Source organism: Dyella sp. 2RAB6, from assembly GCF_052115385.1.
In the GTDB taxonomy this organism is placed as follows: domain Bacteria; phylum Pseudomonadota; class Gammaproteobacteria; order Xanthomonadales; family Rhodanobacteraceae; genus Dyella_D.
The window spans coordinates 500,889-526,043 of sequence record NZ_JBFRGP010000002.1 but is presented as its reverse complement, the minus strand read 5'-3'; the positions used below and the strand labels follow the sequence as shown (position 1 = coordinate 526,043).

At 65.2% G+C, this 25,155-nt stretch carries 16 protein-coding genes; 3 read left to right on the top strand and 13 right to left on the bottom strand.

Translation table 11 applies throughout. The features are described 5' to 3' along the window. Positions 1 to 122 precede the first annotated feature (122 nt). The 3 genes from AB4083_RS05890 to AB4083_RS05880 all read right to left on the bottom strand — a co-directional run bounded on the left by AB4083_RS05890 (position 123) and on the right by AB4083_RS05880 (position 4,875). Positions 123 to 1,478, bottom strand: a complete 1,356-nt coding sequence (locus AB4083_RS05890) for a right-handed parallel beta-helix repeat-containing protein (protein ID WP_441606824.1) — start codon at positions 1,476 to 1,478, stop codon at positions 123 to 125. A gap of 255 nt (positions 1,479 to 1,733) precedes the next feature. Next, positions 1,734 to 4,358, bottom strand: a complete 2,625-nt coding sequence (locus AB4083_RS05885) for a glycoside hydrolase family 31 protein (protein WP_441606823.1) — start codon at positions 4,356 to 4,358, stop codon at positions 1,734 to 1,736. Then, a complete protein-coding gene (locus AB4083_RS05880) occupies positions 4,273 to 4,875 on the bottom strand; it encodes a DUF5110 domain-containing protein (RefSeq protein ID WP_441606822.1) in 603 nt (200 codons plus the stop codon). The genes AB4083_RS05885 and AB4083_RS05880 overlap by 86 nt, the downstream gene beginning before the upstream one ends. Before the next feature lie 17 nt (positions 4,876 to 4,892). Here AB4083_RS05880 and AB4083_RS05875 point away from each other — a divergent pair, with 17 nt between their 5' ends. Further along, positions 4,893 to 5,729: an alpha-L-fucosidase gene (locus AB4083_RS05875; RefSeq protein ID WP_441606821.1), complete on the top strand. Its 837-nt coding sequence runs from the start codon at positions 4,893 to 4,895 to the stop codon at positions 5,727 to 5,729. 199 nt (positions 5,730 to 5,928) lie between these two features. On the opposite strand, the gene AB4083_RS05870 is transcribed toward AB4083_RS05875, so the two are convergent. Then, a complete protein-coding gene (locus AB4083_RS05870; RefSeq protein ID WP_441606820.1) occupies positions 5,929 to 9,255 on the bottom strand; it encodes an autotransporter outer membrane beta-barrel domain-containing protein in 3,327 nt (1,108 codons plus the stop codon). A gap of 515 nt (positions 9,256 to 9,770) precedes the next feature. Then, positions 9,771 to 10,664, bottom strand: a complete 894-nt coding sequence (locus tag AB4083_RS05865) for a LysR family transcriptional regulator (protein WP_441606819.1) — start codon at positions 10,662 to 10,664, stop codon at positions 9,771 to 9,773. Between the two features lie 104 nt (positions 10,665 to 10,768). Between AB4083_RS05865 and AB4083_RS05860 the strand changes: the two genes are divergently transcribed. Next, positions 10,769 to 11,638, top strand: a complete 870-nt coding sequence (locus AB4083_RS05860; RefSeq protein WP_441606818.1) for an SDR family oxidoreductase — start codon at positions 10,769 to 10,771, stop codon at positions 11,636 to 11,638. 130 nt (positions 11,639 to 11,768) lie between these two features. After that, positions 11,769 to 11,909, top strand: a complete 141-nt coding sequence (locus AB4083_RS05855; RefSeq protein ID WP_441606817.1) for a hypothetical protein — start codon at positions 11,769 to 11,771, stop codon at positions 11,907 to 11,909. A gap of 55 nt (positions 11,910 to 11,964) precedes the next feature. Here the strand turns inward: AB4083_RS05855 and AB4083_RS05850 are convergent, their stop codons facing one another. From AB4083_RS05850 to AB4083_RS05815, 8 genes are all read right to left on the bottom strand, one after another. Next, positions 11,965 to 15,873, bottom strand: a complete 3,909-nt coding sequence (locus AB4083_RS05850) for a pilus assembly protein (RefSeq protein ID WP_441606816.1) — start codon at positions 15,871 to 15,873, stop codon at positions 11,965 to 11,967. Between the two features lie 67 nt (positions 15,874 to 15,940). Beyond that, positions 15,941 to 16,531: a pilus assembly PilX family protein gene (locus AB4083_RS05845; protein WP_441606815.1), complete on the bottom strand. Its 591-nt coding sequence runs from the start codon at positions 16,529 to 16,531 to the stop codon at positions 15,941 to 15,943. Between the two features lie 8 nt (positions 16,532 to 16,539). Next, on the bottom strand, positions 16,540 to 17,676 hold the full coding sequence (locus AB4083_RS05840; protein WP_441606814.1) for a PilW family protein: 1,137 nt from the start codon (positions 17,674 to 17,676) through the stop codon (positions 16,540 to 16,542). A gap of 13 nt (positions 17,677 to 17,689) precedes the next feature. Next, positions 17,690 to 18,130 carry a type IV pilus modification PilV family protein gene (locus tag AB4083_RS05835; protein ID WP_441606813.1) on the bottom strand — a complete coding sequence of 147 codons (441 nt, stop codon included), beginning with the start codon at positions 18,128 to 18,130 and terminating at the stop codon, positions 17,690 to 17,692. Between the two features lie 4 nt (positions 18,131 to 18,134). Beyond that, a complete protein-coding gene (locus tag AB4083_RS05830) occupies positions 18,135 to 18,716 on the bottom strand; it encodes a GspH/FimT family pseudopilin (RefSeq protein WP_441606812.1) in 582 nt (193 codons plus the stop codon). Beyond that, positions 18,713 to 19,150: a type IV pilin protein gene (locus AB4083_RS05825; RefSeq protein WP_441606811.1), complete on the bottom strand. Its 438-nt coding sequence runs from the start codon at positions 19,148 to 19,150 to the stop codon at positions 18,713 to 18,715. Before AB4083_RS05825 ends, AB4083_RS05830 begins: the two co-directional genes overlap by 4 nt. Before the next feature lie 228 nt (positions 19,151 to 19,378). After that, positions 19,379 to 22,708 (bottom strand): autotransporter outer membrane beta-barrel domain-containing protein, encoded by a 3,330-nt coding sequence (locus AB4083_RS05820; RefSeq protein ID WP_441606810.1) that lies wholly within the window; start codon positions 22,706 to 22,708, stop codon positions 19,379 to 19,381. Positions 22,709 to 22,784: 76 nt separating this feature from the next. Further along, entirely contained in the window at positions 22,785 to 25,040 is a 2,256-nt protein-coding gene (locus AB4083_RS05815) for a LamG-like jellyroll fold domain-containing protein (protein ID WP_441606809.1), read from the bottom strand. Between the last annotated feature and the right edge of the window lie 115 nt (positions 25,041 to 25,155).

Below are 25,155 nucleotides of genomic sequence, written 5' to 3'. Positions count from 1 at the left end.
TACTTAGGGCTGCGCAACATCAGTAAAAAATGGACGCTTCCAATCCATGATTGGAAGGCGGCGCTCAACCGCTTTACCATCCAGTTCGAAGGCCGCATCCCTCAGCTTTAAAGCGATCCCGTTTACACAAAAGTCTGTACAAGCCCCGAAAGCACGCCCTGCCAACCGCATCCGTTATCCGGGGTGCAACTTGATCCGATACTTGACGGATTAAGGCTGAACGTATTGCCCGTGACCTGGATGTTCTGACTTTTCCAGCGGCAATCCGAATAGTAAGGGGCCTTGTTGATCGTACCCGCCACGCAAGTCGACAGATTCACCATGGTGGGATTCACCAGCGTGCAGTCGCCGCTGCTGGTATTGGCGGGCGAATTGCAGAAGCGATCCGCGTTCTCCCAGATCACGACACCCGACCAGTTGTCGGTGAAGGTGTTCCCCGTGATCGTGATGGTCTGATAGCGAGCCGGGACACGAGCGTCGCCACCGCTCTCCGAGAGGTAAATGGCACTCGTCGGAAAGTCAGGATTGGCCGGTCCGGCCATATTGGCGTTCCGCAGGAACGTATTGTTCTTGATCAGTGCGTTGTAGGACGTCTCGTAAATAATGCCGGAGTTCTCTTCATCGCTGAAAACATTGTTTTCGATATCGAAGTCGTTGTTGTTGGTGTCCGCCCACAGCCCTGGACCTTCATGGTTGTGGTGAAACCAGTTGCTGGTGATGGTTGCCTTGTTCGTTGCCCAGAACTTGCCGCCTCCGGTGCAGCCGCAATCTGGATTGGCCGTTTCCCAGCGATAGGTGTTGTTGTATGAAATCTCGTTGTGATCGATGACGATATTCGAGACCCCGTCGGGTTCATAGGCGCTGAAGCCGTACTGCCCGTTGCTGCTCAGGCAATTGTATTTCAGGGTGTTGGAGCTTCCGACGAACACGCCGGCGCCGGCATTGCCTTGCACGGTGTTGTACTGGATCGTCCATCCATGACCGGCATCGTGATTGACGACACCTTCGTTGTTGTTCGCGCCCGCGCCCCCGAAGTTCTGAATGGTCAGATATTCAACGGTGACGCCGGTGGCCTGGCCGGTGAAGGCATACAAGTTGGTGTGCTGACCATCCAGGACAGCCCCGGGCGCACCGATGAAAACGCTGTTGTTGGCGGGAATGATCTGGCTGTAAATCCCCGTGCCAAGCCGGTGGACTCCAGCGGCGAACCAGAAGGTCTTTCCGGCCTGATGGAAATTGAAGGAGCTGTTGTCGCCGGCGGGCACGGTGATGGCTCCTGCAGGCGGCGTTGCCGGACCATTCAAGATGGACGCATCACCGCAAACAGCTGTGGCAGTTACAACCTGCGAAGAAAGCAGTGCTGCCGGAACAGGCGCGCCGGCAGCGTATGGCAGCGCAACTGCAGATGCCGCCGACAAAATGGCTGTCAACGCGGCGATATGGGTGGCCTTCCGTAGTGCGTCGCGAAGGATCCTCATGCGTTCTCTCCTTGTGAAGATGAGGCGGCACGTCATTGCGACTCGCGCCGGGGAGGCGCGACTATCGCGCATACCTTCGCTTGTGAAATGGGATTGGCGGCACAGTGCGCCACCCATCTTTCACCATGCGCTGAAGCCCGCCTGTTCGCGAGCTTATATCGCCGGGTGAAATTCGCTGGTCATCGTCATCTGGAATCACGAGCTGCCTGCCCGCGGACGCGAATGCGCCATGCCTGGCGCCACCATCACACGCTCCTACTTGCCCACGACCTTGGCCAGCCCCGCCACTTTCTTGTTGAATGCGGCATCGCCGCCGGTGGCACTCAAGGCGCCTGACCGCTGATTCCAGCGCAGCTGCGTCGTAGTGCTGCTGCCCCTCTCGTAGCCGTACGAGGTGCCATCGTCGTCGTACAGCGCAAAGCCGGCGTCCTGGCCCGGATAGACGCGAATCTCGGCGATCGACTGCTTCGTCGCGGTCGACTGAATATCCGAACCCAGCGGCACGATGGAGCCCGCGCGAACGAAGACCGGGATCTGGTCGATGGGAGCGGCTACCTTGACCCAGCGTCCGCCGGCCAGTTTTTCGTTGGTCCAGAAGTTGTACCAGTCGCTGCCGGCGGGCAGGTATACATCCTTCTCCGTCTGGCCCTGCTCGGTGACCGGCGCCACCAGGAAGGCGGGTCCGAACATATATTCCGTGCCCAGGTTGGAGACTTGGGCATCGCCCGGAAAATCCATCCACAACGGACGCATGAAGGGCGCGCCGGTGTCGTAGGTTTTCCTGGCCTGGCTGTAGATGTAGGGGAGCAGGCGATAACGGAGCTTGTCGTAATTGGCCAGGATCGATTCGGCCTGATGGCCGAATGCCCAGATTTCCGTGTGCTTGCGATCGCCGTGCAGGCGCAGCGTCGGCAGAAAGGTGCCGTACTCGAACCAGCGCGTGAGCAGCTCCGGATAATCGTTGTTCTGGCCCACCGTGTCGCGCGCATCGGAAGGATCGAGCAACGGTGCCTTGCTGGCGCTGGTGGTCTGCGGCAGCGATTGCCAGCCACCGATATCGTTGCCCCAGTAGGCGATGCCGGAGGCGGTCATGTTGAGGCCGGAGGGAATCTGGCGCTGCAACGCTTCCCAGGTGGGATCGATGTCCGACGACCAGAACAGCGCACCGGTGCGTTGCGAGCCCAGATAGGCCGCGCGGGAAAGAATCAGTACGCGCTCATCCGGTTTCCAGCTGCGCATGCCCTGCGCCACGCCTTCGACGTGCACCAGCGGAAACACATTGTGGTAGCGATCGCCGGAGCCGATCGAGTAGACGTGACCGTCCGGCACCAGGTCCGGCTCGGTCTCGTCGAGCCATGGATAGTCGAAGCCATGCGCGAGGATGTTGTCGCGCGCATGCTCCCAGAACCACTGGCGCGCCGCCGGGTTGGTGGAATCGATCAGCGCGCCGGCGCGATCCGAGCGGAACGCCAGGCCATCGACCACCCTGCCGTTCCTGTCCTTCAGCAAGTAGCCCTTGGCATCGAGCTCGCCGAAGTAGCGGCCGGAGCGCTCGAAGCGCGGCCAGATCGAGACGATCGACTTCATTCCCGCATCATGCAGCTGCTTGTTCATGGCGTCGGGATCGGGAAACTCCGCCGGATTGATATCCAGCTGGCCCATGCGCGTCCAGTAGAACCAGTCGAGCACCATCACGTCGAGCGGATAGTTTTTTTCGCGATACGTCTGCGCAACGCGCAGTATCTCGGCCTGGCTGGCGTAGCGCGCCTTGGACTGGATCAGGCCAAAGGCCGCCTTCGGCGGAATGGGCGTCTTGCCCGTGACCCGGGCGTAGGCGGAGTAGATGGCTTCGGGCGTGTCGCCCGTCACGACGAAGAAGCTGACCCGCTCGCCCACCTTCGACTGGAAACTGGTGCGGCCACGGATGCCCGCGACAAAACGCGTATCCGAGGGGTTGTCCCAGATGATGCCGTACCCCTTCGAGGACACCATGAAAGGTACGCAGACGGTTTCACCCGCAGGCGCGTCGTACCAATGCTGGCAGTCGATGACGCGGCCGCGCAGGTCGAGCGGACCAAGGCTGTCCTGGTTCTGGCCCATGCCGTAATAGTGTTCATCGGCCGGCGCCGCAAACGTCGCGCCCACCTGATAGGTCGCCTCCCCCGCCACTTCGTGCGGCGCCATTTCCCACCCGGTCATATTGACGACGGTTGCGCCCCTGGCGTTCTTTACCTGCAGGCGGACCGGCGCCAGGTCGGGCGCAAAATAGCGCTCCATGGTGCCAGGCGTGTGCGGCGGCGGTGCCGCCTCGACGTGCAGGGTGAGCGCGGAGGAGGCAAACGTATCGCCGGCTTGGTCGTGGATTTGACGGAACGCCGATGCGTCGGCGTGGTCGGCAAGAATTCCATGGCCGGGCGCCTTCAGCGCCTGCGCCTTATCGGCGGCGATCGTGATGCGGACCACGTTGGGGCCATAGGCTTCGACGCTGACCCACGCACCATGGCGGTCAAGCGTGGCAATGGGTGTCGCATGCACGGCGGTGAACGCCGTGGCGAGTGACAAGGACAGGCCGAGCAAGGCAAGTTTGTAGGTCCGCACGATATTCCCGCAGCGTTGGCACATGCGTCCGCGTCGCCTGGCGCGCGGTCGAATGCTGAAGTTTCTAACATACAAGGCCGGCTGCTCCACCGCCCTGCCCGGCCGGCTGGGTAAATTCGCTATGTCCATTGTGCGATTTAGCAAAGACCCGGCAGGGCCTGCGCGTGCGCCGATGCCGCCTGTGGTCGCTGGGAAGTTATTCCCCCAGCACGGAAACGGCAGGTTTATCCGGGCCATCCCAGGCTCGCCCCCCTTCGTGTCCGAATCGATGCGCGGCCTCATCCCACGTCAACGTGGTGGTCGAGTACTTGCCGCGCTCGTAGCCGTAGGAGCTGCCGTCATCTTGGAAGAGCGTGAATTGCGCGTTCGCTCCCGGGTATACGTGCACCGAAACGATCTTCTGCGTTTGCTGCGCCCCTGCCTCGTCCGGACCCAGCGGCACGATGCTGCCCGCTTTGACGAACAGCGGCAGTATGTCGATGGGCGCATCCACCTCGATCGTCTGGCCGCCATGCAGGCGCTGGTTCGTCCAGTAGTTGTACCAATCGCAGCCCGCGGGCAAATACACCGTCCGCTGAGTGGCGCCTTGCTCGGTCACGGGGGCCACCAGGAAGGCGGGCCCATACATATATTCATCGGGGATGTCCGCAACCTTGGGGTCATCGGGAAAGTCCATGAACAGCGCACGCATATAGGGTGCGCCGGTCTGGTAGCTGCGGTAGGCCGCCGAATAGGTATACGGCAGCAGGCGGTAGCGGAGTTTCAGGTACTTCGCCTCCCTGGAATGAAAGCCCGCCACCGCAGAACCCGCGATTCGTGCGGCAATGGTTTCTGCGTTGCAAGGATCTGCTCGACAAATACCGCCCCGACCTGCTGTATTTCGACGACACGGGACTTCCGCTCGGACAGACGGGCCTGGACATCGCCGCTTACTACTACAACGCCAGCCGGCAATGGCACGGCGGGAGCCTCGAGGCTGTGCTCAACAGCAAGGGGCTGACACCCGAACAGGTTCCCGCGATGGTGGAAGACATCGAGCGCGGCGTCAGCGATGCGATTCGCCCCCTGCCCTGGCAGACCGATACCTGTATCGGGGAGTGGCATTATTCGCGGCGGCTGTTCGAGCAGCACGGTTACAAGAGCGCCGCCACCGTCATCACGCGCTTGTGCGACATCGTCTCGAAGAACGGCAATCTGCTGCTCAGCATTCCCTTGCGCGGCGACGGCACCATCGATGCGGACGAGCGCGAGGTGCTCGAGCAACTGGCAGCATGGATGAGCGTCAACGGCGAAGCCATTTTTGGCACGCGCCCGTGGCGAACGTTCGGCGAAGGCCCTACCAGGGTGGCTGCGGGCATGTTCGCCGAGGACAAGGCCGGCAGCTTCACGGGTGATGACATCCGGTTCACCGCGAAGGGCGATGTGCTGTTTGCCATCGCGCTCGGACGACCGGCCTCGTCGCATCTGCTGCTGAAGTCGCTCGCCTCGAACATGCCGGGCAGCGTCGAACGGGTGGAAATGCTGGGCATGAATGCGCCTTTGCGGTTCAGTCGCGACGCGCGGGGCCTGAGGCTCGAACTTCCGCAGAACCTGCCCGGCAGGCACGCCATCGCGTTCAAAATCCTGGGGCGAGGATTGGGTGACGCGGCCTGACTGGTCGCCACCGAAAGCCCAGGCTGACCGCCCTGTCCGGCCTCTTGCTCAAACGAGCAGGGCCGGCCTTCAGCTCACATCAGATGCTGCGTCGAACGCCGGGTATCAAGCCTGGCCTGATCGCCACCCAGATATGGCCGGACGAAGATCTGCTTGTTTGCGTGATCCCGCCTCGGCGATCGGCGTCCGCACCGAGGCGTCAGAACCGCCAGCGCAATCCGGCGGCGGCGCGCCATCCACCGGCGACCACGTCGGTTCGCGACGAGCGCCCTGCTTCAGCGAATGCACTCCATGCAGCGCCGAACGCCAGGCGCACACCTGCCGTGGCCTCGCCGACCGTGCCGTGCCGTGCCGGCAGCGCCACCGGCAGCGAGCCGCCGTCCAGTGACGCGGTGATGTCGGGCCGGCTGCCGATGGTGTGGACCACGCCCAGGCGCACATACGCATCGCCGCCGACGCCTCCCGTCCAGGTAAAGGCCTGCCCGGCCAGCACGCCGGCGCGCGATTGGAACGTGCGGTCATGCCCCACCTCGAAGCGCACGCGATCGCTCGCGGTGTAGCTGCTGGAGCCGAGCGTGCCGTAAGCGGCCTGGATTTGCGGCTCGATGTAGGCGCCGCCGCCCAGCGCGAAACGGCGGCCCGCGCGGACGCTGATGCTGGCGGCGTGCGTGTCGTAGCGGCCGGAGGCGGTGCCGAAGCTGTCCCTCGATACGTAGCTGTCGCGCAACCGGCCGACGCGCGCCACCGTATCGGCGAACCAGCCGTCATGCGTGTTCCAGGTGCCATAGGCGCCCACGGCGTTGCCGCGCAGGTCGGCGGTGCCGCTCTGGAAGGTGGCGCGCGATTGCGCATGGGTGTAGAGCAAGCCCACCGCGCCGTGCCCGCCATCGAACGGCACGCTCCATTCGACGCCTGCCGAGGCGCTGGTGGCGTTCTGTCGATAGGTGCTTCCTTCGTTGCCGTCGCCTCTCAGCTCGCCGCCGTCGGCATCGGCCCAGAAGGTTGCGTCCGTTGCCGCCCCGTCGGTGCGCAGGGCCTCGCTGCGGCGTGCGATGGCGCGCTCGTCGGGTTGCCACAGGTTGGCCATGGCCAGTGCGGCGTCGGCGGCGACCAGCACCCCGGTCGAAGGCGCGATCGCCGGCGGCATGGCCGTGCCGGCGGGCGGCACGGGCGTGCCGGTGCCGCCGGGCTGTCCCGGCGTGACGGGAGGATTGCCGGAGGCGGGCGGCGTGCCGGTTCCGGGATCACTTGTTCCGCCGCCGGCCGAGCCGCCCGGAGTCGCGCCGCCCGTGCCCGCAATATCGATACCGGTGAGCAGCAGGTCCTTGCCATCCGCGCTCAACTGCACGCGCGGCATATAGGTAAAACGCGCCAGCGCGTTCTCGTACGTCGCGCTCCACTGCCCCGCCCCGCCGGCGACGGACTGGAACGCTGCCTTGCCGCCGGCCGCGGCGCTGGCGTCGACGATGACGATGGGCTGGGCCGCCGCGATCGTGGTGCCGTTCTGCAGCGCCGCGGCGCTCACCCAGGAGGCGTCGTCCAGCGCCGGGTCATAGGCGATGCGCACTTTCTGGGTGCCGGTGGCGTTGAATGCGGTGATGCCGGCGCCGAAGCTCACCTTGTCCGCCTGCGCGTTGCGGATGTCGCTCAACAGCGTGAACGTGGCGCCGTCCGTCAGATTCACCGTGGCGCCGCCAGTGGAGCTGTCGATACTCAGGCTGCGCAGGCTGTGCGCAGGCACGCTGCCTGGCGCGAACGCACCCCAGCTCGCCGCCAGGTCGATCGCGCCGCCGTTGCCGAGCGAGAGACTGCCGGCGCCGAAGTCGCTGGCGAGCGCGCCGGGGCCGGCGGGCATCCAGCGAGCGCCGTTGGCGAAGCTGAGGATGGGCACGCCCGCGCTGAGGGTGGACGTCCCATTGGTCCCCGCGGTGCCGCTGCCGCCCAGCACCATGCCCTTGAGGAACGACGCATCGTCGTTGAAGTTCAGCTGGGTGGTGGCGGTGAAATGCGTGCCGGCGGCATTGACCAGGTTCTGCGTCAGCACGTCGCCGTCCGCCTTGACGGACTGCCCGCCCGCCTGGTTGACGCTCAGCGTGCTCTGGGCCTGCCACCCATCGGCCGCCACGTTCCAGATGGCATAGCGCTTGCCGCTGCCGGTATTGCTCACGGCCACGTCCAGGCCACCGGCCAACGTGAGCGTGCCGCCGTTGTTGGTCACGCCGTAGGCGTCGCAGGCCGCGCAGTCCACGCTCGTGCGCAGGAACGCCGTCTTCGCGGCGCTGGTGAAGGTCAGCACGCTGTTGTTGTTGACCGCAAAGCTGGTGCTGACGCCGCTGACGCGCGCGTCGACCGCGCCGTCCAGCGTCATGGAGCCGTAGGTGTGACCGTACGAGTTGCCCAGCGCAGTGGGTGATCCGTATGGCGTGTAGTCGGTGTGGCTGACTACCGTCACCTTCAGGTCGCCGCCGGCATGAAAGCGCGCGGAGGCATGGGTGTTGACGACACCCAAAGCGGAGCGCGGTCCGTCGGAGGTGATGGTGGTGCTACCCGTCACATACATCGTGCCCTGGTTGCGGATGCCCATCACCGTCGAGCCATTCGACGTGGCCGCGACATTCAGATCGCCATTGACCGTGAGCCGGGTGTTGGAGTTGTCGTTGTAAATGCCCTGGACGGTGTCATTGGGCCAGTCGCCGTAGGCGACGATGCCCAGGTTGCCGTTGAACACCACGTTGCCGGTGCCACCGCCGGAGTTGTAGATGCCGGCGGTATTGGTGCCGCGTCCGTGCGTGACGATGTTGGTGCTGCCGTTGACGGTCAGGAAGCCGCGGTAGATCCACAGGCCCTGGCTCCAGTCCGCGCCTTTTGTAGTGACGTCCAGATTGCCGTTGAAGCTGGCCGTCGACTGGTCCAGGTGCAGACCCCGCGCCTCCGATCCGCCCACCCATACCCCATTGACGACCCGGGCCCGGTCATCCGCCTGCGCGGTGAGCGACGTGTTGCCGTTCACCGTCAGGTATTCGCCCGCTCCCATGTCGATGGCGTGGGCGGTGCCGTGCACGCCTGGCCAGGGTGTCTCCGGGCGGGCGACGGACACCGTCAATGCGCCCTTGCCGTCGGCGCCCACCTGCAGCACCACCTTGGGCGTGCCGCTTTGCAAACTGATGGCGCTGACGCTGTCCGTGCCGTTCGGGGTCGTGCTGATGCTGTCGCGGTCGGCCAGGCGATAGACCAGATTGCCGTTGGCGTCGGTGCTGCTCAGGTACGCGGTGTCCGCGTTGGTGCCGGTGAGCACGGTGGTGTAGTTGGTGGCCGCGCGCGCCTTCGCGGCGCCCAGCGCGGTCAGTGCCGCCAGTACGGAGAGCGGCAGCACCGATCGCCGCTGCTGAAGCTGCCGCCGCTGCCGCGCATGCGCGTAGTGCTCGGCGATGGAATGCCGCCACGCTTCGGGCAGCTCTGCAAACCGCGCCGGCTCGCGCCGGTAATGCAGCCAGAGCGCGATGCTCGCCTCGTCTTCCTTGTTCACTGTCGTACCCCTGTCGCAGATCAAGCGCCGCCGTGGCCGGCCGCGCAGGCCGCCCGCAAATGCATGTGGTGATGTCCGGCGGATACCTCGCGCCGCCGCAAGCACGACTGACGCCCCTGTCTGAGTGCGCGCTCCTGGCACGCACTCAGTGCATGCTAAGTAACATAAGGCTCGCTGACAGTTGGCCGCGACTTGGCCATCGCGTGACTGCAATCACACCTGATTTTCCCGGTTTTTTTGCACCGCGCCTGCATGAGTGATGAAGTGCACGTTTGCGCAAAAACATTAAAGCCGTCTGGTGAAAATATGAAAGAACGGAATCCAGCATGCGTGGCGCCCTTTCGCTCGCCGATCTCCTGTCTCTTCATCACCTTCGGCAGGGCGGCTGGGCCGGGCAGTTCAGCGAAGAGTGCTGTCGTGCGGGGCTGCGCGTCACAGGATTTCGAATGCCTGGTACTCAACCCCGCCTGGGCGGCGTGCTGTCTGCCGTACAGACGGCTTTCTGCGCGGCAACCTCATCTCCCGACATGGGCAGCCAGTTCGTCTGGCGTTCCTCGCGGAAAAGCCTCTCTGAGATATTCCAGAAACGCCGACACGCGAGCGCTCAGCAGGCGGCGGCTCGGATAGAGCGCCCAGAGCGCGATGTCCGGCCCCTCCACATCGCCCCAGTGCACCAATGTTCCGGCGGCAAGATCCGGGCTCACCAGTGACAGCGGCAGGCGTGCCGCGCCCGCGCCCATGCGCACCGCATCGCGAATCATCACCAGCGATGACAGGCTGAGCACGGGACTGGCCGCCATGGTCAACGTCCCGGAAGCTGCCTTCATCGTCCAGGTCTCGGTCTGCTTGACGGGGCCGCGGGTCACCACCGGAACCGGTGCGGCGCCCTCGGGCCGGGGCAACGCAGGGCTGGCCACGACGACCAGGCGGTCGCGCAGAAAGATGCGCCCTACCAGCGTGGCGTCGGGTTCGGGATTGACGCGGATCACCAGGTCATAGGCTTCTTCGATCATGTCCACGGCGCGGTCTTCCGTGGTGACTTCCAGCCGCACCTGCGGGTGGCGCAGCGCGAAGCCTGCGGCGAGCTTGCCCATCGCGGTCTGCGAAAAAAGCAGCGGCGCGCTGATGCGCAAGCGGCCGCGGGCGGCATGGCCGCCCGCAGCGATCGCCGTCGCCGTTTCTTCGAGTTCGGTCAGCAGCAGCGTGGTTCGCTCGAACAGGGCGCGGCCCTCTTCGGTGAGCTTGAGCGATCGCGCCCCTCGCTCGAACAGGCGCAGATCGAGGCTGGCCTCCAGCTCGGCCACACGCCGCGACAGGGTCGCCTTCGGCCGGCCGCTTTCGCGGGCGGCCCTGCCGAAGCCGCCGTGGCGGGCTACCAGGTTGAAATCGGCCAGTGCGAGGAGGTCCATGGGTGTCTCGTCAGTGGGACAGCATGTCTAATTTTAGCGTCTATCCATCGAAATTTGGATCAATAACATGGCCGGCACGTTCTCACCCAACCCGGAGTACTGCCATGACTATCCTCGTTACTGGTGCCACCGGCCGCGTCGGCCGCCATCTCGTCGACCAGCTCGTCCAGCGCGGCGCGGCCGTGCGCGTGCTGACCCGCGACCCTTCGAAAGCCAGCTTCCCCGCTGGCGTGGAGGTGGTTCAGGGCGACCTGCTCGACCTCGACGCCATGCGCGCCGCCTTCGCTGGCGTGCGCACCCTGTTCCTGCTCAACGCCGTCACCGGCGATGAATTCACCCAGGCGCTCCTTACCCTCAACCTGGCGCGCGAGGCGGGCGTCGAGCGCGTCGTCTATCTGTCGGTGATCCATGCAGACCGCTTCGTCAACGTGCCGCATTTCGCGGTGAAGTACGGCGCCGAGCGGATGCTCCAGCAGATGGGTTTCAGCGCAACCATCCTGCGTCCAAGCTATTTCATCGACAACGAGTACATGATCAAGGATGTGGTGCTCGAGCACGGCGTCTATCCGATGCCGATCGGCGGCAAGGGTATCGCCATGGTCGATGCGCGCGACATCGCTGAGGTCGCCGCGATCGAACTGATCCGCCGCGACCAGGCGCCTGCCACGCTGCCGGTCGAAACGATCAACCTGGTCGGTCCCGACACGCTGACCGGCGCTGACGCGGCGGCGATCTGGTCGGATGCGTTGGGGCGCGCGGTGGTGTACGGCGGCGACGATCCGGCCGGCTTCGAGCAGAACGCGGCCGGTTTCCTGCCGAAGTGGATGGCCTACGAAATGCGCTTGATGGCCGAACGCTTCGTCAGCGACGGCATGATTCCGCAAGCGGGCGACGCTGAACGCCTGACCCGGATGCTGGGGCGTCCGCTGCGCTCCTATCGAGGGTTCGTCGCCGAGATCATGGCCGCGAGCTGAGGCCGATCTGTTTGCGGTAGTGAGGCCATGGGCGAGCCCTCGCCCATGGCCTCGGTCGACCCCGGCAACCACAAGATTCTGCCGCGATGCAAAACCAGAGAAGCGCGCGACCTCCGCGCGAGGACCGTTCATGGCCATCGCCTCCGGCGACCCCGGAAACAGCTATGTCGATGCGGGCCTGGTCCGTCGCGGCACTTCCTATTACGCCGTGTCGGCCGTGAATCGCGCGGGCGAAAGCGGCAATTCGCCGGCCGATTCCGCGCAGTACTGAAGGGGCCTTCGCCCGGAGAACGATGTCCGGGCGAAGCTGCGATGCCGGCGAGGCGCTATTCCAGCACCTCGCGCCAGTTCACCCGCTGGATGCCATTGCCCGAGGTGCCCTGGCGCATCCGGGCCACCTGCGGCGGCAGCCCCGCCTGGCCATACAGCAAGGCCAGATTGCCGTTGGGCAGCTTCACTTCCTGCAGCTTGGTGGGTGCCGATTCGGTGGTCAGCGACTTCACCACATTGCCCGCCGCATCGAGCAGCGTGGATTGCCCGGTGCCGAAATTCGCGGCGTAGATATTGCCCTGCAGCGAGCATGGATCAGACGACGGCGTCATGGTGGCCCAGGCCACGGTAAAGGTGCCCGCGGCCGCGTCCGGATCGGTCACGATGCGCTCCGAGCCGCCGTTGGCGCCGGCCGAACCGGTCAGGTCGAAGTACCAGCCCTTGGCCGAGTCCGCGATGGTGGCGCCCTTGGTCATGTCGGCAATCTGCTGCAGATTCGTGCGCGTGATCGGCGAGTCCGCCGCCGAGACCGCGATGGCATCGCCATCGCGCAGGGCGTACATGCTCTGCTGCTGCGAATCCGACAGATCGCTGACATCCAGCGCCTTGCCGGTGCCGACGAACACCCAGCGGCGAGTGCCCAGGCCCGATGCATTGATGTCCAATTCCACTCGCGGTGCGGTGGTGACGGGCTGCGCCTTGCTGCCATCCGTCAAGGTCGCCAGCAAGGCGGGCTTGGGATAGTCGCCGGTGCCGGAGAGGTCGAAGCGCCACACATTGCCCAGCAGGTCGCCCGCATAGACCTGCTCCACCGTATTGTCGGTGACATCCCTGGTAAAGGCCGTGGCCTGGGCCAGTCCGCTCGGATTGGCCGGCGTACCGGCGTCCGGCGTGTTCAGCGTTTCCAGCAACGCGCCGGTCTTGGCGTTGACGATGTACAGATGGCCATGGCCGGATGCGTTGTCGTAGCCGGACGTCAGCAAGACTACCCAGCCATACTTGCGCGTCTTCGCGACCAGCGGCTTGCCATAGGAGAAGCCCATGTCGCTGTCGGTGAACTCCCACAGCACCTTGCTGCTGGCCAGCGCCGACTCGGTGGCGGCGCTGCTGCTGACCGCGTCGATGGCGGACGGCACGGTGGTCACATCCAGGGCGTAATAACCCTTGCCTCCCTTGCCGAGTCCTCCGATCAGCATGGTGTGCCAGTCGGACGTGCCGGCGGTGGTGGGCGCCGGCGGATTGCTGGAAGACCTGGCGGTGAAGGCGAAGTCCACGTCGCCTATCTGAGGCGTCTGGTCGACGTAGAAATGATGCGAAAAGTTATTGGTGCTGACGCCGTTGAGATTGGTCAGCGCCGCCAGGCCATCCACCTGCGCATTGCCGCTGGGGCCGTTGTAAAGCAGGCCCGGCACATAGGCGAACAGCTCGCTGCCGCCGCCGGTGACCGGATTGGTGGAGGTGGCGCCGGAGAAATCCGCGGCAAAGGCATGCAGCATGCCGCCGTTGGCGCCCACGTAGACCACCGGGGCACGGTTCGCCGCGGTCTGGGCAAACGTCGAGTAGCCCGGGTTGGACGCCTCGCTGTATTTCGGCGACAAGGCATCCTGCACCAGCACCGCTTCGGAATGGACGATGTCGCCCAGCATGTGCTGGCGCACGCGGAAGGCCGATCCTTCGTTGCTCTGGTCGCCGCGCAGATAGTTGACCTGGTCGCTGCTGAGCTGGCTCTGCTGGCTCGAACCGAGCGAGCCGTAGCGAAAGGCGACGCCGGCGCGGCCGTTCGAGGTGATGATGCGCCGCCCCGTATCCCAGCCATGCCTGGCGCCGGTCGAATCGACCGCATGCGCGAGTGCATCGAGCTTGGCCTGTGCGCTCCAGGTCGAGCTGCCGGTGACCGGCGTGACGTCGCCGGGCGCCTTCGCCGTGGCGACGAAGCCTGAAACATCGCCCGTCCAGTTGCTGGGCGCATAGCTGACCGTATAGACGGGGAAGCCGCTCACCGGCGAGTAATACGGACCCTTGGTGGCGCCTGCCGCAAGGTTGGTGAGTACGCGCGTGGAAGTGACGCCCGGACCCGCCGCACTCTGCGAGGTATCGGAAACCCGTTTGAAGATCTGCGCCAGTCCGGCCTGGATCAGGTCCGGGCGATTGCCCGGGAAATAGTTGTCCGGACGAAGATCGTTGCCGGCCGCGGTGGTGCTGTTGGTGTGCCAGGTCAGCACGTTGGCGGGAATGCCGTCGCCGTTGACGTCGTCGAAGCCGCCGTACTTGGCGGCAAGCCAGTACATGTTGGGGCCCGCCAGGGGCCACCAGTTGAAGTGGGCGGGGTTGTAGATCTCCGCGCCAGTCGTGCCGTCGTAGGGGCCCGGCTCCAGCACGTCCACCGTGTACGTATCCACCGTCTGCTTGGCGCTCAGATCGGCACGGATATCGCTGATGTGGGCGAAATACGCCAGGCCGGCCATGTTGTAGGTGGAGTCGCTCGTGCTGTTCGGCGCCAGCCTGGTGCTGAGCCTGACGTTCGGGCCGAACAGGCTCGCCATGGTGACCTTGGGCGCGGTTTCGATCAGCGGCAGATTGCCGAGCTTATCGACATAGGCAGCCGCATCCGCTCCATTGACCGGCGCCAGTGCGCTGCGCGCGGCCGAACCCGGCGTCGGCCCGCCCGAGCTGGGTACGCGCGTGTCGAACCAGGTATGCGAGTCGCCGATCGTGACAATGGCATTGGCCTGGCAGGTGTAGGCGATCGGATCGGGAAGCAGGCCGCCATAGACGGGGAAGCCCGTGTCCATGCTGTTGGTCGCGGAAATGCCCCTGGTATAGCTGTCGTCCAGCTTCACGTGCATCAGATACGCCAGCGATGCCCAGTAGAGATCGCCGAGCGTGTCGTACATCTCGTAGCCGTTGTCGTAGCCGAATTTATTGAGGTAGTTGACCGCGCCGGTCATGTTGGCGTCACCGCCGCCGGGCGCCCTGCCCTTGCCGTTGGCTGCATCCGGATTGGCGATGAAAATGCCGGTATCCCCATCCCATTCGGCGCTCGGATTGGCAGTCCTGGCGCCATTGCCGTTGTACGCGGTGGGGCCGTTGTCGTGAATCAGCGCGCGCACCGCGCCATTGGCTGGGCCGTCGCCCTGCGTGAACGCGTAACCGGCGGCGCCGACGCGGATCTTGGAAAAGTTCTGCTGGATCAGGCCTTCCGGCTTGTTGTACTTGCCCGCGTTGGGATAGTCCGTGGCCTTGTGCGCGGAGTTGCAATTGCTCTCCAGCCGCCCCTGAACGCACACCCGCACCGCTGCGACGTACGTAGCCACCTGGCCGTGGTTGTCGGTGCTGAAGTTGGCATTGTCGGAAAGCTGGAAAGACGAGCCCTGGCCGGCGGATCGCAGATAAGCCGTGGCGCGATTGAAATTGCCGTCGCCGACCGTCGCCGCGGCAAGCGCGCCGCTCAGTGTCTTGTCCGGAAAATTGCCGGTGTAGCTCTGGCCATTGAGGTTGGAGCGCAGCAGCACGGTGGCGGAGTGGCTGTCGACGCTGCGATTGCCGCCGGTCAGGCTCTGGCGGAATTCATCGAGCGCGGTCATCGTCGCCCAGTTGAGCATGTTGCCGCTCCAATGCCCCTCCTTGCCCCCGCTGGCGCAGCTTCCGGACGCGGATACCGTGAAACGCGTCGGCGTGAACCATTGCTTGTCCGCGTCGTAGTCGTAGCACTTGCCGCCGTCGAAATATCCAAGATAAGCAAACGTGTAGTCGTAGGTGGTGCCCTTGTAAGCCGCCACCGTGCCGGTCGGGTATTCGACCGACAGCGCCAGGACCATGTTCGCGGGCACGGTAGAGGCCGTGCCGATGGGGATGTTCGCCAGCGGCGTATCGGCCGCGGCCGCACCGGCCAGCGAAGTAAGCGCGAGGGCCAGCAACATGCCGCTTGAGCGTGCAGTGGCGAGCGAGCGGATCAGACTGCTCATGGCGTTTCCCATGGTTCGTGATTGGCGATGCGGGTTTTTCGGAACCGTTGCTCGAACAGGCCGGCGCTCAGCGCATGATGGTCTGCACGTAGCTCACTGCGTTCTTCGGGCCTTCGACGCGGACGGTCAGGCGATAGGCCGCCTGCGCGCCGGAGCCGAAGCCGCCCTGGTTGCCGGTGGTCGAGCCGCCATTGATCGTCGCGGCCGGCACGAGGCAGGCATTGGGTGCAACGGTCAAGGCAGGACCTGCGTTCGGGCAAAGCCGCTCGATGGTGTAGCGGATGTCATCGGCAGTGTTCGGCGCCTTGAGCTGCTTGCCGGCGGCCTTGGCGATCAAGGTGGTGGGGATGCCGCGGGTATCGGCGGCCTGTGGCGTGGCGTAATAACCGATATCCGCTTTGTCGGCTTCGCCTGCCGGACCGAGATAGGCGGCCGCACCGGACACTGCATCCTGGTAAGCCAGTTCCGCTTCCTGCGTGACCTGCTGCTTGAAGCCGAGCCGGCCCGCGATGCTGCTGCTGGTATCCACCGAGCGCATCAGCGCGACCGCCGCCATCAGCGTGATCAGCAGCACGATGATGGCGATGAAGGTGGAGATGACGCCGCGCTGCCGGCCTGGCCGGGTTCGCGGCCGCATACGGATGGTGTGGGCGCTCATGAACGGGCTCAGAAGTGGCGGGTGATGATGGCGTTGCGGATCGGGATGACGGTGTCGTAGACCTTGTAGCGGTACTGCGGCTGCACGCCGACGGTGTAACGCAGGTTGGCGGCGAGGTCGCCGAACAAGGTCAGCGTGGATGCGCCCGTATAGTCGGCGGCGCGTTCCGGCAGCAGGCTCTGCGCGACCACGGCAATGCGCACTGCCTTGATCTTGGCGAAGGCCGCGGCGGCGGCGCCCTGGTCGGCGCTCAGCTTGTCGATGGACCAGTCGCCGGTGGGCTGGACCCAGCTATCCACCACGTCGTCGCCATCGCTGTCGATGCCGTACAAGGCTTTGAGCTGGACGATGCCATCGGCGATCGTGACCGGTGCCGCGCCGTCGCGTCCGAGCGCATCGTAGGCAACCAGCGCGTTCGCGGCGGGATCGACGCCATACAGGCCGAGCGCCGGCCGCGGGCCGAGGTCGAAGACATTGCCATTGGCGCTCAGCCCGGTCGGCGGCGTGTCCGCCGCGGACAGGTTGAGCTGGGCGGCGGACGAGGAAGCGCTGGCGACCTTGGCCAGCGAGCATTCGCCGGCGCTGGTCGTGGCCAGCACATAATCGTCAGCCGCAAAGCCGAAGCTATTGTCCAGCGTGATCGCCGACGTGCCCGTCGCGCCGGTCACGGTGGCCTTGAACACCGTGACCGCCGGATTGCCGCCCACGATCGCCAGCGTGTCCGGCTTGGCACGGCCGGCAGCGTCGCTGCCGCCGGCGGCGATAAGCACCGGCATCGCGCGCATCTTCACCGGCGTGGTCGACGGCCAGGCCGCGAACGCCGCCGGCATGGCGGTGGCGCTCGGCAGTTTCTTCGCATTGCCGCCGTAGGCCGTGATCGAACAACCCCACAGGCCGTAGTTGAAACCCTGGGTCAGTCCGGAACCGGCCGTCCTGATCTGGCGCTCCAGTTCGAACAGCGAGTACAGCCCGTTCTGCTGCGCATCGCTGCCGCTGGTGACGGTGCGCTTGCGCCCCTCGTAGATCGAGAAGGCCGACATCATGCCCAGTACGCAGATCAGGCTGATGAGCATGCCCACCATCAATTCGACCAGGGACAGGCCCCTGCTGCGGGCGGCGGCGCTGAAATGGCTGAGGTTCCGCATGGGGCGCCTTCGCTCAACGAGCCACATAAGTGGTGGATACATAGTTGTGATAGCCCGCATCGCCCGGCGCCTGCCAGTACACGGTGACGGTGACGATGTTGTCCGCGCTCACCTCGATCGTCGGCGGCTTGGCGCTGGCGCCCGGCAGTCCGCTCTGCGCGGTAAGCCGGGTGACGGTGTCTTTCCAGGTCTTGTAGGCCGCGCCGTCGGGACTCTTGAAATTGGCGGCCAGGGCGGCGGGATCGGACGCCCACATCTGCGCGATGATCCGTTCCGCCGCCATGGCGGCATCGGAGCGGTACTTGGCGTCGCTCGACAGTTTGATGGCGGCGGCCTGCAGCGCCACCATGCCGAGCACGCCGATGGAGAAGATCACCACCGCGACCATGGCGTCGATCAAGACAATGCCGCGCTGCGCACGGAACAGGCTGGCGGAACGAAGCGATGCGCGCATGGAGTTATTTGCAAGCCTGAGGGCTGGTGGCCAGGGAAAGATTCGGATCGCACATCCGCGGCATGCCTCCGGGCGACACCTGGATCACCAGGCGCCGGCCGTCCTTGCCCGCCGTGTTGAGGTCGATCCGGCTGAGCGCCACCGTGCCGTAGCCAATCGGCCGGCCCATGGCGTTGAACGTGATGCCGCTGCCGGCACTGGCGGCGGTGGAAAGCGGCGAGGCAGCCGCACCGATCGAGGTGCTGACCATCGGCGCGACGTCGGCGGACCCGCCGGCGGCCACGAAATTCTGCAGCGTGTTGTCCGCGCTGGCCGCTGCGGCGGCGGTGCACGATGTCGTTCCGGCCAGCGCGCAGACCGTCCAGCCGGCGCCCGGCGAGGTGAACTCGAAGCGCACGTTGACGCCGCGACTGCTGGCTTCGCCGCGCGCGTAGCGCAAGCCGTTCTGGATGGATTCGCCCGCGGTGCGGATATGCGTGTTGCGCAGCCATTCGCGGAACGAAGGAATGCCGGTGACCAGCAGAATGGCCAGGACCGTCAGCGTGATCATCAGCTCCACCAGCGTGAAGCCACTCGTGCGCTTCATTGGCAGCCGCCCCCTTTACGGATGACCCAGCAGCTGCTCGGCGCCGTGCCCCAGCCGGACGGCACGGCGGTGGTCGCGCGATCGTTCTTCTCGTTGATGGTGAACGAGAAGCCGTTGACCTGGGAATCGGCGATGCCCTTGGCGGTAACCACGTACGATTGCAGCCCGGCCGTGCTCGCTGCGGCCGGACCGCAGCTCAGCGTGAAGTACTTCAGGCCGGTGGGCAGCGCCACGCCGCAGGCGCCGCCGGCGCCATAGCTGCGATTGTCCTGGTAGTACTGCTCCATGCCGGCACGGTAGGTGGCCAGCGCATTGTGCGCCTCGGTCAACTTGCTGCGCTTGAGGTAGTCCGTATACGAAGGCAGCGCGACGGCCGCGATGATCGCGACGATCGCCACCGTGATCATCAGCTCAATGAGGGTAAAGCCGCGCATCGAACCCTCGCGGCTGCAGTAGCAATGCATATGGTTCCCCTGTTGGCGTCGGCGCTGCGCGCGCTCCGGCACCAGGCCGGCAAGCATCACGGCACGGGCGAAAATTCGCGCCTCTCGACCTGGCCAGAAGCTACCGGACGCATTCGACGCCAGATAGGGCCGAGTGGGCTAATCGGCGGCAAAAAATGGCCTGAAATGACCAGTCGCGAACGAGGCTGTGCGCCGGCTCTAGAATCGCCAGCTCAATTGCGCCCTGAACGACGCGTCCGTCGTGTGCGACGCGATTTGCGCATCGTACGAAACGCCAAGCCTGACACTCCTGTTTACCGCCACATCGACGCCTGCGCTCAGCGCAAAAGCATTGCGGGCGATCGGTAATCCATACACGGCAAACGCACTGGTATCCGCAAAAGCCAGCGAGCTGCGCGCCCTCAGGTCACCGGAGACATGACGCCACCCGGCACTGGCATACGCGTCGAACGCATCGCCCTGGAAAACGAAATGCGTGGCCGCGCGCGTACCCAGCGTGGTGTAGACCACCGCGCGCTGGCTGCTGCTGACCGTCAGCGCCATGGAGCCGTCGCGTTCCTTGAATGAATCCGTGGCCAGCTTGACATAAGCCACCTGGGCGAACGGTTCGACGATCGCGTTGTTCACGGCTACACGATAGGCGGCATTGCCATAGAACTCAGCGGTATGCGCCGCCGCTCTGCTGTACAGGCTGCCGCCGGCATCGGCCATCGCCACGTGACGGGTGGTGTCCGCACGATGCCGCGTGTAATCCGCGCCGGCGCTCAAGGCCAGCGCGCCGACCGAGCCGCCGGCATAAAGACCGGCGTAATCGTCATTGCTGGACAGCGAGGAGCCGCGCTGCGGCACGCCGAGCGCCGTTCGCGTATGACCGCCGACGATACCGATGCGGGCATGCTCCCCCGCCGGCATGTCGGCACCGACAAGGAAGCCGCCTGTCGTGCGCGACATGGGCGCGCTGTTGCCCGTGCCGTCCACGCGCCCCCACGAGCCGACGGATTGCCCCCACCAGGCGAGGCCATTCGATTGAGTTTTGACCTTCTGGCCGGATGCGGTGCCGGCGACGCCTGCATCCGGATCCGCCTGTCCGAGGCGATGCGTCACGGCATCGCGCACGATGCGCGTATCGTCGAGGTAGGCGCTTTGCGCGCTGGCATGGATCTCGCCGGAGAGCTGGTCCGCGGCGATGCGCAACTGCGCATCGCTCTGCAGGCTGGCCAGCGTCATGAACGGCGCGCTGCTGGACGGCATGTTCTGGATGGCCGCAAGCACGGCCGCTTGATTGGGTGTATGTGCCGCCGCATCGAAACCGGGCGCAGGCGGAAATGGTGCCGGTGCTGGCCCAGTAGGGGGAGCCGGTGCAGCGGTATCCGCGTACGACACGTCCAGATAGACGTGATTGCCGTCATAGACCGGCACCGCCTTCAGATGCGTACCAACGCCGGTGTTGCCGACAACGGTGTAAGTACCGCTCAGTCCGCCGTTGGCCGTCAGCAAGGTATAACGCCTGACGCCCTGAAACGCCGCTACCGACGTCGCCGACGGCGCCAGGCTGAGCATCGCGCCGGGCTGCAACAGCGCGTTGCCGCCGATGTGCAGCTGGCTGGACACGCCATCCTGCGCAACACTCCATTGCGCGATGTAGACGGCCCCTGCTGCCTGCGTGTAAGCGCCGCCGACAGTCAGTACCTGGTACGCGCCGTTGGCGCTGCCTGGCGCCACCGTGCCGATGACCCGCAGGTCGCCACGCACCAGGCCATTGCCGATCAGCGTGCCCGCATCGAGCATCGAGCCGCTGACGGCGCCCTGCAGATCGAGCAAGGCCCGTGGCCCGATGCTGGTGGGGCCGCCGTAGAGATTGTCGCCGGCAAGCACTTCCTCGCCGCTCTCGATGCTCAGCGCCGCCCCCGTGCCGCCGCCCAGGCCGCCATCCGCCAGTTGGCCGCTGAACGTGCCGCGAGCCTGCGTTAGCACCAGCGTGTTGCCGCCCAGGTAACCGGCGCCGCCGCCGGACAGCGACTGGATGTTGACGTTGCCGGCGGCGCGCGACACATCGAAGACGCCGTCGGCCTGCACGCCCACCGAGGTGGCGATGCTTACCGGTCCCGCCAGCCCCAGCCACGCGCCCTGCTCGATGACCGTGGGGCCGGTATAGGTATTGGCGCCGCTCAAGTTGGCGATGCCGCCTTGGGCCACCGTAAGTGCGCCGCCGCCGGAGATCACGCCGGCAAGCCCGAGCGGCCCCATCGCCTGCGTCACCGTCAGGTCGGTCGAGAGCGGCGCATCCGTCACATAGAACGGCGTATAGGCCGTGACCTGGTTCTGCAGGTCGTACATCACGGCGTTGTCCATGAAGAACGACACGCCGTACAAGGCCGTGCCGGACGGAATCAGCGGCCCCGCGCTCCCCGTGCCGACGACATGAAGCGGGTTGCCCTTGCCGTCATCCGCAGTGGTGACCGCTACCGTCTTTGTGCCCGGCGCCGCGCCGGCCGCGGTAAGCGCCAAGCCGGCGATCTCGTTGCCGTTGGCGTTGACATGCCCTGCCGCGGTTTCGGCCGCGATCAGCCCGCTCTCGTTGAGGTAGATCCCCGAGGTGCCGGAATCGAGCACCGTCTGCAACTTCGCCGTGTAGGCGCCATGGTTCAAGCTGTACGTGAAATAGGTATCGAACTGCTGCGCCGCGTGCGCGCCGGAGACGTTGAACGTTTCCTGGTACGTGCCCTGCTGCGTTCCCGGCACCCATGGCACCACGCTCAGGAACTGCGCACGCAAGGCAGGCGTAAGGCCGACCACGAAGCACGCCTGTCCGCATCCGCCGGGCGCGCCGGGTTTGCCGTTGGCCTCCACGATGTAGCCCGTGGTGGTGAGCATGCCCGGCACGCCGCCGTTGTCTCCCGCATACAGGAAGTCGCCCGCGCCGAACCTGCCGTAGAAGCGCCCTTGTTCCGGCGCTACGTCCTGGTCGAGCTGCTGCTGCCAGGTCAGGTCCTGGTACATCGTCACCGGCTGGCCCGACGCGGTCATGCCGGTGGCGATGGGCACGCCCTGCGTGTCCCCGCCGCGCACATTCGGCGCGAAGTGATCGGACGTCATCACCGCATCGAGCGCCACGGCTACCGGCAATCCCTGTGGCGGCGCCGCACCGAACACCTGCTTTCCCGTGCCCGGGTTGTAGAACTGGACGCTCGCCGCCGTGGTGTTCTGCTGCCAATAGCCGGTAGTGCCATCGCCATAGTTGAAGACGTAGGGTGAGTTCGTCGCGGACGCCTTCCAGCCCGGGAACCATGACACCGGGCCGCCATCGTGCCCGACGGCGATATTGAACGAATCGGAACCGGTGTCGAACAGGTATTCCCGCGCCGCGCCGCCATTGAGCCCGACCTGGATGCCCAGTCGATAGGCGGGCATGGTGCCGCCGCCAGGCTGCTGGACAAGATCCAGCGGAATATCCGACGCCGATGCGTGGCCGTGCCCGAACAGGCACGCCAGGGCGCACCAGATCGGTGAATGCTTCAACTTGCTCATGCTTTCCCCTGCTCCGCCTGGCGCGATGCCGGGCAGAGAGGCGATCCTCGGGATCGCCTGTACGTGTTGCGTGCGGTTACTTCGCCAACGCCGCGATCTGGGCGTCGCTCAATGCCATGGAATAGAAACGGAAATCCTGGATGCGGCCATCGAAGGACGCATGCCCACCATCCCAGCCGAGCAGCCTTTTCTGATCGATCAACTGACGCGGCGACAACTCGAAGGAATCGTCACGGCCAGCGAGCCGGCCATCGATATAGATCTTGGCCGTGCCGCCACCCAAAGTCACCGCGACGTGCACCCAGCGACGGAACGGCAAGGCCTGATCGGCTTCGACCACCTGCTCGTCGTTAACACCCGAGCCGGTGATGGCAAAGCGCAATCTGCCACCGTTGCGTCCCGCTAAAGGCGCAAGAAACATGCAACGGCCGCCATCCAGTCCGATGAACAACAGGCAGGTATTCCAATGCAGCGGCGCATTGGCGAAGGTCCACATCGACATCGTGAAATCGGCGACGTCGGTAATCATCCCGGCCGGAAGCTGCACATACGATTGCTTGCCGTCCAACAGGAGCGCAGCACTGCCCGGCAAGCGGCCCGCGCCCCAGCTGGCACCGTTCATCAGCGTGCCGTCGCCGCGAACCCACTCGCCATCAGGCGAGGTGACCCAGCCCACGGCCGTGTTGCCGCCACCATCGGCAAGATCCATCGAGCAGCGCAATTCACCGGGAGCCGCGACACGTGCCGGACGCGACACGAGGTTAATGCCGTTGCTGGCCTGGATCTGGTAGTACCACACGCCTTGCCCAGGCATATCGCTGAACGTGCGCGTCTCATCCGCCGCGACCGAACCGATCACGCTGAACGGACCGCTCACGCTGTTGCTGCGCTTGACCATATAAGACAACGTATCCTTGCCGCCCCACCACGAAAGCGTCACCTTGCCTTCGCTGCAAAAACCCGACACGCCGAACGGCGCACGCAGCGGTCCTGCGTAGTCGTCCCGCCGGCTCCACAGCGTCGAATACACCACGTCATCGCCGCCATTCTGGTTTCTGAACTCGGCGTCGCGCACCATTTGCGCGATGTAAGGCGCGTCGATGCCCATGCGGTTGACGTAATGGTTGTAGATGGTTTCCCAACAACAACGCAACGAAGGGCCCGCCTGGTTGGCCGCGGCGGTGAACAGGCCGATTGGACTGGACTGGCGCGCGAACGGCATCACGTACTGCTTGCCGTTCTTGTCCAGCACATTGGACTTTGCCACGTATTCCGCACCGGCCAGGAAGCGGTTGTTGAACGCGGAGTACAGATCGTCGCCCTGCTTCCACGCCATTTCGAGCAAGTCGCCGCCCAGCGACATGCCAAGCGTGGAATGGCCCTGATCGCGCCCGCTTTCCTGCCACTGGCCGAGGTAACCCGGATGCATGAAATACACGCTATGCATCGCCATGCCATTGCCGAACTGCGTGTGCACGTCACCGTGATTGTTGCCGGTGTAATACTCGATCGCCTGCCGATACAGGTCGATGTCGTCGCAAAACACGCCGATGGCCAGCGTGCCAACCAGCGCGGCATAGTCCCAGTTGGCGAAGCTCCATAGACCGCCATCGGTCAGGTGCCCGTGCAGTCCCTTGGAAATCGGCGCCGCGAATACGTTGCGCAGCATGTCCTGGAAGCGCGCCACGCCCTGCGCTGACCAGCCCGTGTAGGTGCGCATGATTTCCGCGGCATTGGCAAATTGGTGACCCTGCATGCCGCACATCAGGTAGCCCGTGTGATCATCGCCCTCGGTAACTCCTGGCGGATTGGTCCCGATGAATTTCAGGGTTTCGGACCACGCATCGAGCGTTTCCACAGCCAGTTTGGCGTAGGTGTCATCATTGGAGATCTTCCAGCGCAACGCGCAGCAGAAAGCCCGCTCGATGTCCCTGTACAGAGCCCATTTCGTTCCGTTGTGGCGATAGACGGCAGGCTGTGGATTGGGTTTGCCCGCCAGGGACGTATTGCTGGAGGCGCACAGCGTCTGCCACCACTTGGTCCACGGCTGCTCGCCGTTCTTGAGCTTGTTCCTGATGCGCGTGAAATCGTCTTCGTTGACCAGCAGGCCCGGATGCGTGAAGCGCCCCGTGATCAGCGGACTGCCCGCTGGCGCGGAACCCGATGGCGGAAGGCTGCGAGCGCGGCTTTCGCCCACCCCAACGCCGAGACCGAGCAGCAATGCGCCGGCACCCAGGCCTCCGATGAAGCGACGGCGAGAGTTGTCATCGATGTGGTCGTGCGCATCGGCATCGATCTGGGGAACGAGCACGGGAGGGTTGGTCTGCTTCATGGGTTTTCACCTTGATCGCCGTCGCGAGATGCCGTCGACAGCACGATGGGGGAGGAGGTAATCGGCAACAGTTGTGCACCAGCGTCCCGGACAACTCCATGTCATTTAGATGCGG